This is a genomic window from Saccharothrix longispora (assembly GCF_031455225.1).
GTDB classification, from domain to species: Bacteria; Actinomycetota; Actinomycetes; order Mycobacteriales; family Pseudonocardiaceae; genus Actinosynnema; species Actinosynnema longispora.
This window is the reverse complement of sequence record NZ_JAVDSG010000001.1, coordinates 4,030,420-4,042,024: the sequence shown is the minus strand read 5'-3', so window position 1 is coordinate 4,042,024 and position 11,605 is coordinate 4,030,420. Positions and strand designations below refer to the sequence as shown.

11 protein-coding genes are annotated in these 11,605 nt (G+C 73.4%); 3 read left to right on the top strand and 8 right to left on the bottom strand.

Going from position 1 to position 11,605, the window contains the following annotated elements:
• Nucleotides 1–32 precede the first annotated feature (32 nt).
• The gene (locus tag J2S66_RS16010; protein ID WP_310307876.1) at nt 33–926 is read left to right on the top strand and encodes a DMT family transporter; all 894 of its coding nucleotides are present in this window, start codon (nt 33–35) and stop codon (nt 924–926) included.
• An 85-nt stretch (nt 927–1,011) separates the two neighbouring features.
• On the opposite strand, the gene J2S66_RS16005 is transcribed toward J2S66_RS16010, so the two are convergent.
• The 6 genes from J2S66_RS16005 to J2S66_RS15980 form a co-directional block, all read right to left on the bottom strand.
• Nucleotides 1,012–1,368, bottom strand: coding sequence for an L-rhamnose mutarotase (locus J2S66_RS16005; RefSeq protein WP_310307875.1), 357 nt, complete (start codon nt 1,366–1,368; stop codon nt 1,012–1,014).
• 17 nt (nt 1,369–1,385) lie between these two features.
• Nucleotides 1,386–2,465, bottom strand: a complete 1,080-nt coding sequence (rhaS, locus tag J2S66_RS16000) for a rhamnose ABC transporter substrate-binding protein (protein ID WP_310307874.1) — start codon at nt 2,463–2,465, stop codon at nt 1,386–1,388.
• Nucleotides 2,466–2,512: 47 nt separating this feature from the next.
• A complete protein-coding gene (locus J2S66_RS15995; RefSeq protein ID WP_310307873.1) occupies nt 2,513–3,574 on the bottom strand; it encodes an ABC transporter permease in 1,062 nt (353 codons plus the stop codon).
• Nucleotides 3,564–4,580 (bottom strand): ABC transporter permease, encoded by a 1,017-nt coding sequence (locus J2S66_RS15990; RefSeq protein ID WP_310314810.1) that lies wholly within the window; start codon nt 4,578–4,580, stop codon nt 3,564–3,566. Before J2S66_RS15990 ends, J2S66_RS15995 begins: the two co-directional genes overlap by 11 nt.
• An 11-nt stretch (nt 4,581–4,591) precedes the next feature.
• Nucleotides 4,592–6,100, bottom strand: coding sequence for a sugar ABC transporter ATP-binding protein (locus tag J2S66_RS15985; protein WP_310307872.1), 1,509 nt, complete (start codon nt 6,098–6,100; stop codon nt 4,592–4,594).
• 226 nt (nt 6,101–6,326) lie between these two features.
• The gene (locus tag J2S66_RS15980) at nt 6,327–7,163 is read right to left on the bottom strand and encodes an SAM-dependent methyltransferase (protein ID WP_310307871.1); all 837 of its coding nucleotides are present in this window, start codon (nt 7,161–7,163) and stop codon (nt 6,327–6,329) included.
• 445 nt (nt 7,164–7,608) lie between these two features.
• Between J2S66_RS15980 and J2S66_RS15975 the strand changes: the two genes are divergently transcribed.
• Both J2S66_RS15975 and J2S66_RS15970 read left to right on the top strand, forming a co-directional pair.
• On the top strand, nt 7,609–8,250 hold the full coding sequence (locus J2S66_RS15975) for an alpha/beta fold hydrolase (protein WP_310307870.1): 642 nt from the start codon (nt 7,609–7,611) through the stop codon (nt 8,248–8,250).
• Between the two features lie 237 nt (nt 8,251–8,487).
• Nucleotides 8,488–9,756 (top strand): SGNH/GDSL hydrolase family protein, encoded by a 1,269-nt coding sequence (locus J2S66_RS15970; protein WP_310307869.1) that lies wholly within the window; start codon nt 8,488–8,490, stop codon nt 9,754–9,756.
• A gap of 39 nt (nt 9,757–9,795) precedes the next feature.
• Here J2S66_RS15970 and J2S66_RS15965 read toward each other — a convergent pair whose 3' ends face one another.
• Entirely contained in the window at nt 9,796–10,740 is a 945-nt protein-coding gene (locus J2S66_RS15965) for an anti-sigma factor RsbA family regulatory protein (protein WP_310307868.1), read from the bottom strand.
• Complete coding sequence (locus J2S66_RS15960; protein ID WP_310307867.1) at nt 10,737–11,582, bottom strand: MEDS and STAS domain-containing protein; 846 nt, start codon at nt 11,580–11,582, stop codon at nt 10,737–10,739. Before J2S66_RS15960 ends, J2S66_RS15965 begins: the two co-directional genes overlap by 4 nt.
• Nucleotides 11,583–11,605 lie beyond the last annotated feature (23 nt).

The following is an 11,605-nucleotide window of genomic DNA, read 5'->3' as shown; positions in this document are numbered from 1 at the left end:
GGGAGTGAAGACCGCACCGGAAGCGCCAGGTGATGAACCGCAGGAACTGGCTGCTGCTCGGAACGCTGTCCTTCCTGTGGGGCACGGCCTACCTGGTTATCGCGGTCGCACTGCGCGACTTTTCGCCGGTGGTCGTGGTGTTCGGACGAGTCCTCCTTGCTGCAATGCTTCTCGCACCACTGGCCATCCGGCGCGACGTCTTGATACCACTGCTGAAGCATCCGTGGTGGGTGCTCGTGACTGTACTTGTGCAGTCCACCGCACCTTTGCTGCTTCTCACCTATGGGCAGCAATGGCTGTCCGCTGGTCTCACGGGGGTGCTCATTGGGGCACAACCGCTGTTCATCGCGGCACTCGCTACCTGGTTCGCGCCGGATGAGAAGCCGGTGGGTGTCAGAGGAACCCTCGGGCTGGTTATGGGCTTCGCCGGTATCGCACTGCTGTTCGGGGTGGACATCGGCGGCAGTTCGCACCTGCTGCTCGGCGGTATCTTGGTCACTGCGGCTGCCTTGTGCTATGCCGTCGGTTCCATCTTGATCCACCGCAAGCTGAGCTTTGCCCACCCACTTGGCGTCGCTACTTCGGCCATGCTGGTGAGCAGTGCGGCAACCGCCGTTCCGGCCGTACTGCTGCTGCCTGACCAGATGCCACCGTTTGCCGGTGTGGCAGCCCTGGTAGCGCTCGGCGTGGTGTTCACAGCCCTGACGCTCACCGTCTTCTACGGCCTCATCGCACGAGCTGGACCAAGCAGAGCGACCCTGGCGTTCTACCTGTCGCCTGGTGTAACGGTCGTGCTTGGTTGGTTGCTGCTTGATGAGCAGGTGCAGTGGTCGACGGTGGTTGGACTAGCGGCGATCGTTGCAGGTTCGGTGCTGGCTGCGGGCAGGACAGAGGCCAGTGGGCAGGAGCCAGGCGCAGCCGGGTAGTTCCATCTTGCCAAGCGTTTGACGTTGCGAGCTTTCGAAGAATCGGCACGTTGCAGTCCAACGTCCTTGTTCACGTGCTCACCCCTCAGGACGTCGTCGCCTCGCCGTGCCGGGCCAACTGGGCGTCCAGGTCGAACACCTCCTCCAGCACCCGCAGCCCGCGGTCCGCGCGGCCGTCCGCGAGGTCCGGGAAGAACTCGGCCATCCCGGCCTGCCAGCGCCGGTTCACGTCGGTGGCCTCCATCGCCGCCTGCGCGGCCGCGAGGTCGTCGGTCTCCAGCACGCCCACCAGCAGACCGTCCTCGGCCAGGTGCAGCGTGTAGGACCGCCACCCCGCGTCCCGCAGGGCGACCAGCATCTCCGGCCACACGTCGGCGTGCCGGGCCCGGTACTCGTCCAGCCTCGTCGGGTCCACCCGCAGGGTGAAGCACACGCGGTGCACGAACGTCCCCTTTCCGCTCAGAACCGGAACTCGTCGATGTTGCCCCGGTCGAACACCGTGGGCGGCCCGAGCACGACGACGCCGTCGGGGCCGACGGTGTACTCGCCGAGCCTGCCCGCCTCGAACTTCTCGCCCTCCGCGCCGGTGATCCGCCCGGACGCGAGCGCCGCGCCCGCGTAGGCGGCCAGGTAGCCCAGGTCCGCGGGCTTCCACAGGGCGAAGGACCGCACCGTGCCGTCCTTGACGAACTCGCGCATCTGGTTCGGCGTGCCGAGCCCGGTCAGCGCGACCTTGCCCTTGTACTCCGAGGTGGACAGGTAGCGCGCCGCGGCGGCCACGCCGACCGTGGTGGGCGAGACGATGCCCTTGAGGTCCGGGTAGGACCGCAGCAGGCCCTGGGTCTCCTGGAACGACTTCTGGTCCTCGTCGTTGCCGTAGGCGACGGTGACGAGCTCGATCCCGCTGTGCTCGGGTTTCGCCAGCTCGGCGCGCATCAGCTCGATCCAGGCGTTCTGGTTGGTGGCGTTCGGCGTCGCCGACAGGATCGCGATCTTCCCCTCGCCGCCGATCTGCTCGGAGATCAGGTCGACCTGGATCTTCGCGATGCCCTCGCCGGTCGCCTGGTTGACGAACACGTCGCGGCACTCGGGCTTGGTGTCCGAGTCGAACGTGACGACCTTGGCGCCGGCCTGGCGCGCGCTGGTGAGCGCGCCGCAGATCGCGTTCGGGTCGTTGGCGGAGGTCACGATGACGTCGGTGCCCTGCTGCGACAGCGTGTTGATGTAGCTGACCTGCGACGAGGCGCTCGCCTCGGACGGGCCGACCTCCTTGTAGGAGCCCTTGAACTCCTCGACGGCGCTCTTGCCGCCGTTGTCGGAGACGGTGAAGTACGGGTTGTTCACCTGCTTGGGCAGGAACGCCACGTCCAGGCCCTCGACCAGCGGCGCGTCCGGGTCGGCCTGACCGGTGGCCCGGCCGGCCGCGGGGGCGTCCTCGCCGGAGCCCCGGGTGGTGCCGCCGCACGCGGCGGTGACCAGCACGGCCGCCACCGCGGTCGCGATCATGCCGAGGCGCAGGGCGCGTTTGGGCTGTGACATCGGCTTTCCTTTCTCGGCAGGTGACTTCGTCGTCGTGCGAGAGCGGGTCAGGCCGTGCGCCGCCGTCGCCGCCGCCACCGGGCGCGGCCGAGGCCGACCGCGTTGGGCACCACGACCGAGGCGATGAGCAGGCCGCCGGTGACCACGTCGAGCGTGTCGGCGGCGACGTCGGCGAGCTGGAGGGCGTTGCGGACGACGCCGAGCAGCAGCACCCCGGCCAGCACCCCGAGCAGGGTGCCGCGCCCGCCGAAGATCGACACACCGCCGAGCAGGACGGCGGCGACCACCGCCAGCTCCAGACCTGCGGCGTTGTCCGCCCGGGCGCTGGCGAACCGCAGCGTCCAGTACACGCCCGCGAGACCGGACACCGCGCCGGAGACGACGAACAGCCAGGACTTCGCCCTGGCCACCCGCAGACCCGCGAACGTCGCAGCCTCGGCGTTGTCGCCCATCGCGTACAGGGACCGGCCGAACGGGGTCGCGTGCAGCACGACGCCGAACACGACCGCCAAGAGCAGCGTCACCACCACCGCCCACGGCACGACGCCGCCCGCGACCGTGCTGCTCGCCGCACCGGTCCAGCCGGCCGGGAAGTCCGCCACGGCCTGGTCGCCGAGCACCACGAACGCCAGACCGCGGTAGGCGGCCAGCGTGCCGATGGTCACCGCCAGCGAGGGCAGCCCGAACCCGGTGACGAAGACGGCGTTCACCGCGCCGAGCACCGCGCCCAGCAGCACGGTGAGCACGACGACGACCTCCAGCGGCAGGCCCGCCACCCACAGGTGCCCCATCACGGCGCTGCACAGCCCGAGCGTGCCGGCCACCGACAGGTCGATCTCCCCGGTGATCACGACGAGCGTCAGCGGCAGGGCGATCAGCGCGACGGCGACCACGTCGAGCAGCAGGAACTGGGAGTTGCGGCCACTGGCGAAGCCGTCCACCAGCACCCCGGCGGCCACCGAGACCGCCGCGAGCACCACCAGCAGCAGCACGTCCCAGCGGGCCACGACGGACCGCAGCACGTCCCGGCGCCCGGTTCCGGGGCCCTCGGTTCGGGGGTCCGTGGTTCCGGGGCCCTCGGTTCCGGGGCCCTCGGTCTCAGGCGCCATGGGACGACCTCCCCCGCAAGCGGTCCGCCGCGCGCAGCGCGAGCAGCCGGTCGATGCCGATGGCGGCGAGGATCAGCGCGCCGACGACCGCCTGCTGCCAGAACGGGTCGATCCGCAGCACCGCCAGCGAGCTGCCGATGGTGGTGAGCAGCAGCGCGCCGAGCGCGGCCCCGTACACGCTCCCGCTGCCACCGAAGATCGCCACGCCGCCGACCACGGCCGCGGCGACGACCTGGAGCTCGATCCCGGTGCCCGCGGTGGCGTCGACGGTGCCGAAGCGCGCCGCGTACAGCACGCCCGCGAGCCCGGCCAGCGCGCCGCAGACGACGAACGCGGTGAACACCCGCCGCCCCACCGGGATGCCCGCCAGCCGGGCGGCGGCCGGTTCGGAGCCGATCGCGTACAGCTCCCGGCCACCGCGGTAGGAGCGCAGGCAGTACCCGACGACCACCACCACGACCACCGCGACGATCGCGAGGACGGGCACGCCGAGCACGGTCGACGTGCCCAGGCGCAGGAAGTCGCGCGGCATGTCGGCGGCGTTGACCTGTCGTCCCCCGGCCCACCGGTGGTCCACGCCGCGGAAGACGTGGAGGGTGCCCAGCGTGATCACCAGGGCGGGCACCCGCGCGGCGGCCACCAGCACGCCGTTGACCACGCCGCACAGCGCGCCGAGCCCCAGGCCCACCAGCGCCACGAGCGCGGTCGGCGTGCCGGGTGCGGAGCTGAGCAGCGTGCCGGTGGCGAACGCGGACAGCCCCAGCACCGCGCCGACCGACAGGTCGATGTTGCGGGACACGACCACCACGGTCTGCCCGACGGCCAGGACCACCAGGATCGCCGCGCCCAGCAGCAGGTCCCGCAGGCTCTGCGGCGACGCGAAGGCCGGGTTGTGCAGCACGGTGACCAGGAGCAGCAGCGCGAGCGCCACGACGATGCCGGACTCGCGGGCCACCCACAGCCGGTGCGCGAACCGCGTGCCGTCGTCACGGGGCACGTCCGCCACCCGCTCGGCGCTCACGCCGCCTCCCGGCCGGTGGCCGCGAACACGACCGACTCCTCGGTCGCCTCCCCTCGGGACAGCTCGGCGGTGATCCGCCCCTCGTGCAGGACCAGCACCCGGTCCGCCATGCCGAGCACCTCGGGCAGCTCGGACGACACCATGAGCACCGCGACCCCCTCGGCCGCCAGGCGCGAGAGCAACCGGTGCACCTCGGCCTTCGTGCCGACGTCGACGCCCCGCGTCGGCTCGTCGACGATCAGCACCTTCGGACCGGTCGCCAGCCACTTGGCCAGCACCACCTTCTGCTGGTTGCCGCCCGACAGCGTGCCGACGGCGTCCGACAGCCGCCCGTACTTCACCCGCAGTCGCCCGGTCCACTCCCGGGCGGCCCGCCGCTCGGCCCGCCCGCCGAGCAGGCCCAGCCGCGCCAACGACCGCAGCCGCGTCAACGTCGCGTTGCGCTCGATCGACATCCCCATGACCAAGCCCTGCCGGCGGCGGTCCTCGGGGACCAGCGCGACGCCCGCCGCGACCGCGGCGGCGGGGGAGCCGACCGGCAGCGTCGTCCCGGAGACCCGCGCCTCGCCCGCGTCGTAGCGGTCGACGCCGAACACCGCGCGCACCACCTCGCTGCGCCCGGCGCCCACCAAGCCGGCCAGCGCGACGACCTCGCCCGCGCGCACCGAGAACGTGATGTCGGAGAACACGCCGTGCCGGGTCAGCCCGTCGACCTCCAGCACGACGTCACCGGGCTCGACGTCCTCCTTGGGGAACGGCGTCGAGACGTCGCGACCGACCATGCGCCGCACCACCACGTCCGGGGTCACCTCCGCGACCGGGTCGGTGGACACCCGGGCCCCGTCCCGCAGGACGGTGACCCGTCGGCACAGCTCGAACACCTCGTCGAACCGGTGGGAGATGAACAGCACCGCCGCGCCCCGCGCGCACAGCGCGCGGACGACGGCGAACAGCCGCCGCACCTCGACCCCGGACAGCGCGGCGGTCGGCTCGTCCATCACCAGCACCCGCGCGTCCAGCGACAGCGCCTTGGCGATCTCCACGAGCTGCTGGTCCGCGATCGACAGGCCGCGCGCGGGCCGGTCCGGGTCCAGCCGCACGCCGAGCCGCTCGAACAGCCGCACCGACTCCGCCCGCACCGCCGCCCGGTCGATCCGGCCGAACCGGCGCAGCGGCTGGCGGCCCGTGAAGATGTTCTCGGCCACCGACAGGTCCGGGAACAGCGTCGGCTCCTGGTGGATGACCGCGATGCCCGCGTCCCGGGCGGCGGCCGGCCCGGCCGGCCGCAGCTCGCGCCCGTCGATCAGGAGTTCGCCGGAGTCGGGCTCGTGCACGCCCGCGAGCACCTTCACGATCGTCGACTTGCCGGCCCCGTTCTCCCCGACGAGCGCGTGCGCCTCACCGCCGAACAGCGCGAACGACACGCCGCGGACCGCCGCGACGGCGCCGAACGACTTGGTGACGTCACGCACCTCCAGCAGGGGAACCGCGCGTTCCGCGTCCATTCGGGGCCTCCGTCACTGAAATGTTTCAACGCAGTGATGAAGCCGGAGGTTAAGTGCAGTTCGCGTGACCGTCAACGGTTCTTCGGGAACTTCCCCGGGATGCGGCGTTCGTCGTTGCGGCACCGTAGTCGGAGAATCGCTGCGCTTCGGAGAATTGCTGGTACGTTTCAACGCCTGGTCGTCCGCCGCTGTCGTCCACGGGACCCGGGTTGCCGGCGGGGTCGCGCTACGCCGGGGTCGCGCGGCCGACCCGGGCGACCCCGCCGTAGCCGAGCGCCCGGGCGGGGCTGTCGTGCTCCGCCGGCGTGTCGGGCCGCCAGTCCGGCAGGAACACCAGACCGGGGTCGACCAGGCTCGCGTCGTCGCCGAACCACTCCAGGACCTCCGCGTGCGTGCGGACGAAGACCAGTTCGTCGGCCGCCGCGTAGGCGTCGACCAGGCGCGCCACCTCGGCCCGCAGCGCGGGTGGGGCGTGCTCGTCGGCGATGTGCGAGATGGCGAGGAGGCTGCCGGGCGCCAACCGGTCCCGGTAGGTCGCGACCAGTTCGCCGGGGCGGTCGTCGTCGGAGATGAACAGCAGCACGCCGACCATCAGCAGCGCGACCGGCTCGGAGAAGTCGAGCAGCCGTCGGGTCTCCGGGTGGTCGAGGATCGCCTCGGGGGCGCGGATGTCGGCCTGGATGATCGTCGTGGACGGGTCGTCGGCCAGCAGCCGCCGGGCGTGGCCGTAGGCCACCGGCTCGTAGTCGACGTAGACGACGCGGGACCGCCCGTCGACCTGCCGGGCGATCTCGTGCACGTTGCCGACGGTCGGGATGCCCGAGCCGAGGTCGAGGAACTGGCGGATGCCCTGGTCGAGGCAGAAGCCGACCACGCGGCGCAGGAACGACCGGTTGAGCCGGGTGACGGCGGGCACCGAGGGCGCGATCCGGAGCACCTGCTCGGCGAACGCGCGGTCGACGGCGAAGTTGTGCGCGCCGCCGAGGAAGTAGTCGTAGGCGCGGGCGGCGGAGGGCACGGTGAGCTCCGCGTCGCCTCGCGGCTCGACGGGCGGGGTGGACACGGTGCCCGCCTCCTTCCGGGAGGTCGGCCGAGCGGTCGCGCCCGAGCGTAGGGGCCGATCCCCACCCGTGTTACCGCCGTACTGGTGGACACGATGGGGTGATCCGGCGGCCATCGCGCTTAGCGGTGATCTCCACGCGGTACCTGGGGTGCGCCTGGCTGGTCTCGTGCCGTGCGGGGTGCCCGTTCCCGACTGGCCGGGGACGGGCGGGGAGTGGGAAGGGTGGTCCGGTGTCGCCTGGTCGGCGGCATGACCTGCGGTACCCGTGCCGGAGCGGTGCGGGCGCCGTGGTGCGGGTCGGCGCGGACGGGGGCGTCGGCAGTGCGTGGTCATCGCGACGGCGTCACCGGACCACCCGTTCCCCGCCGGCCGGCGGACGGCCGGGCGGCGGGTTCCCGGTCCCGGACGACGGCCGCTGTCGGACCCCTTTGGCACGCTGTGCCGCATGAACACCTTCGTGTTGGTCCACGGCGGTGGCGGCGGCCACCGGGACTTCGAGCTCCTCGAACCGGAACTGCGCCGGCTCGGGCACGACGTGGTCGCGCCCGACCTGCCGATCGACGACCCGTCGGCCGGGTTCGCCGAGTTCACCCGGACCGTGCTCGACGCCGTCGGCGACCGCCGGGACCTGGTCGTCGTCGGCCACTCCTACGGCGGCTTCACCGCGCCCCTGGTGTGCGCGCGGCTGCCGGTGCGGCTGCTGGTGTTCCTCGCCGGGATGATCCCGGCGCCGGGGGAGAAGCCCGGCGACTGGTGGGACAACACCGGGTTCGAGGGGCCCGAGGGCCTCGACGACGCCGAGACGTTCTTCACCGGCGTCCCCGCCGACGTCGCGGCTCGCGCCCTGTCGTACGGCCGCCCCCAGGTCAGCGCCGAGTACGCCGAACCGTGGCCGCTCGACGCGCTGCCGGACGTGCCGACGCGCGTGCTGCTGTGCCGCGACGACCGGTTCTTCCCGCCGGACTTCCAGCGCCGCGTGGCGCGCGAGCGGCTCGGCGTGGAGCCGGACGAGATCGACGGCGCGCACTGCGTCCCGACCAGCCACCCGGTCGAACTGGCCGAGCGGCTGGTGGGCTACCTGTCGTAGCGCGGCGGCGGGCGGTCCGCCCACGACGATCGCGGTGGCCCGGCCCGGGGGTTCGCGCCACCGAGCGCGCCACCGCCCCGTTCCCCGTGCCGCGGAACGGGTTGCCGAAGGTCCCGCCCGCCCGCTCGGCGGGAACGGGCGGACGGGGCCCGGCACTCCTTGACGCCCGCACCGGCCTGTGCTGCCATGCGACTTGAATTCTTTTCACGTCAGCGCGGTGTCAACGAGGAGGCCGTGGTGTCCCTGCTCCGCCGGTCCACGAAGGTGGCGGCGCTGACCGCCGCCGCACTGCTCGCCTGGTCGGGCACCACGGGTGCCACCGCCGCGCCCGCACCCGCCGCGCCCGCACCCGCCGCCCTGCCGACCGCCGCCGTCGCGCTGGGTGACAGCTTCGTCAGCGGCGAGGGCGCCGGGAACTACGTCCCGGTGACCGACGCCAACGGTGTGGCGCAGGGCTTCCCCGGCTGGTCGGCGCCCAACGACAACGCCTTCTTCTGCCACCGGTCGGCCAACGCCTCGCTGCACCGCGCCGACCTGCCCGGCATCCAGGCCAGGTTCAACCTCGCGTGCTCCGGCGGCCAGCCGCACGACATCGCGACCGCCTCCGGCAACCGGCCCAAGGGCCGGTCCGTCGCCTCCCAGCTCGACCAGCTCCGCGCGGTCGCGGGCAGCCACGACATCGACCTCGTGCTGGTGGGGCTCGGCTCGAACAACAGCTCGTTCACCTTCGGCGACGTGGCCTCGCTGTGCGCCAACCGCTTCATCGCCGACGCCTGGACCGGTTGGTGGGAGTTCTGGGCCGGCGACGTGCCGCAGGAGCCGTGCGCGGTGTCCGACCTGGCCACCGACGCCGAGATCGCGGCGGCGGCGGCCGAGACCACCGCGGCGCTGCGCCAGGTGCTGACCACCCTCGCCCAGGTCGACGCCGACGGGCGGCACCGGGTCGTGCTCCAGGACTACACCAACCCGCTGCCGCTCGACCTCGCGGCCGAGTACCACGAGGAGGACGGCCGCAGCGACACCCGCGACAAGTTCCGCGACCTCGGGGCCGAGCGGTACGCGGCGGGGTGCCCCGTGCACCGGGCCAGCCTCGCCCCGGGGCACTTCTTCTCCGCGGGCCTGAGCACCGTGGTCCGATCCGCGCACGCCGCGCTGTCCGCCGAGTTCCCCGGCGCCGACCTGGTCCACCTCGACGTGCAGCGGGCCTTCGACGGCGCCCGGCTGTGCGAGCGGACCGGCAGCCCCGGGTACGCCCTGGCCACCCCGATCCGGTTGCAGGACGGGCCGACCGGCGTGTTCGTCACCAGCCTCGCGGGCCGCGACAAGATCGCCGTGCAGCGGATCGCCCAGACCTGCGTCGACCACTTCCAGACCTGCCAGGAGTCGTGGCACCCCAACGCGTCCGGCCACGCGGTGCTCGGCCGCTGCCTCACCGGGGCGGCCACCGCCGGCACCCGGTCGGTCGCCTGCGTCCGCTCCGCCGACGGCACCGTCACGGTGCGCTGACCGGCCGGTCCCCCCGGTCGCGTCCGGGCCGGGGGACGGTCAGTCGGCCAGCCGCAGGAAGGCGTGCACGGACGTCCCGTCCGGGGAGGTGTGCGTGCGGACCAGGTCGGCGAGGTGGTTGACCACCAGCAGTCCGCGACCACCGTCCTGGTCGGGCGCGGCCGGTCGGCGGCCCGCCAGGGGATCGGTCAGCCGGCCGCCGTCCCGGACCCCGCAGACGACGTGGTCGGGGTCGCGCCACACGGCCAACCGACAGCCCGCGCCGGTGTGCCGGAGGCTGTTGGTCACCAGCTCGGTGACGACGAGCGCGACCTGCGCGGTCCGCTCGGCGGACAACCCCAGGCGCTCCGCCTCCGCGGTGGCGAACCGGCGCGCCCCGCGGAGGTCCGCGGTCGTGGCCACGGACAGCAGCGCGGCGTCCGCCGGGACGTCCAGCACCCGGTTGTACCGGACGACCACGTCGTCGGGGTCGTAGTGCCCGCTGTCGTAGCGCCGGGACGCCTCCCACACCTCGGGATGCGTGGCCAGCGCGTCGGTCAGCGCCCGCTCGTCGAGCGCGGAGGTGTCGTACGGGCACACGATGCTGACGTCGCGCCCGGCGAACGCGAGGTTGATCAGGGCCTCGTGCTGGGCGCAGGCGGGGTACTCGACGTCCGAGCGCCCGGCCCAGACCGGCTCGCCGACGATGCGCACGCGCCCCTCGGGGTGACCGTCGGCGAACCGGCGCAGCACGCCGGGGATGATCCGGCCGGGGTTGCGCCCCTCGACCTCCATGTCGATCAGCAGCACGTCGGTCGCGGCGTCGCCCAGGGCCTCGCGCAGCAGCGCCAGCCGTTCGCGGGGCACCGCCGCGGCGACCGGGTAGCCCAGCGCCAGGCCGTCGGTGAGGAACGGCACGAGCACCCGCAGGTACTCCTCGTCCGACGCGTAGAACAGGGCGGGGTGGACGAAGCCGCCCCGGGGCGGCAGGTCGGTGACGGTCACGCGGTCCTCTCGACCCGCACGCCGGTGATGCCCAGCATGTCCACCAGCGTGTCGACACCCGGCCACGGCGTGCGCAGCACGAGGCACGCGCCGAGGCCGGCGGCGTGGTCGGCCAGGCGCAGCAGGGCGCGGTGGTCCAGGAAGGCGAGGTCGCCCGCTTCCAGCACCAGCCTGCCCCCGTCCGGGCGCAGGCCGGCGCGCTCCAGCGCGACCGCGAACAGGTCCCCGTTGAACAGGTCGACCTCGCCGCCCAGTGCGGCGGCCACCCGACCCCCCGCGGCGTGCAGCCGGAACCCGGCGGTGCCGTCGTTGCTGCTCGGGTGCATGCAGGCGATCTGGGCGAACGCCCGGTCGTCCACCTCCGCGGCGGCGTAGGCGCACATCGCCGAGAACGGGTGCCCGGTCATGTAGTGGTCGACCAGGTGCTCGTAGCGGGCGAACGCGGCCAGCTGCTCGGGCGTGCGCACCAGGGCGGTGCAGTCGGCGGCGACGCGCAGGCCGGTGAACCCCGCGGCCAGGGCCGCCTCGGTCGCCTCGGCGTAGGTGCGCACCTGCGCGGCGGGCTCGACCACCGCGCCGACGCGGTAGGTCGCGTCCAGCGAGGCGACGCCGGCCGCGCCGGAGCGCAGCGCCTCGTCGATCCCCTCGATGCCGCGCAGGTCCTCGACCAGGGCGGCCGGCTCGCCGGTGCCGACGTAGCCGATGCGGTGACCCCGGGCCAACCCGTCGGCGAGGAACTCGCGGGCGCGGTCGAGGAAGTCGGCCCGGTCGTCGTAGCGCCAGCACACGTGGTCGTGGGCGCCGAGCTCGCGCGCGTGCGTCACCAGCCCTGATCTGCGCATGACGCCAGAGTAGACCCCGGGCC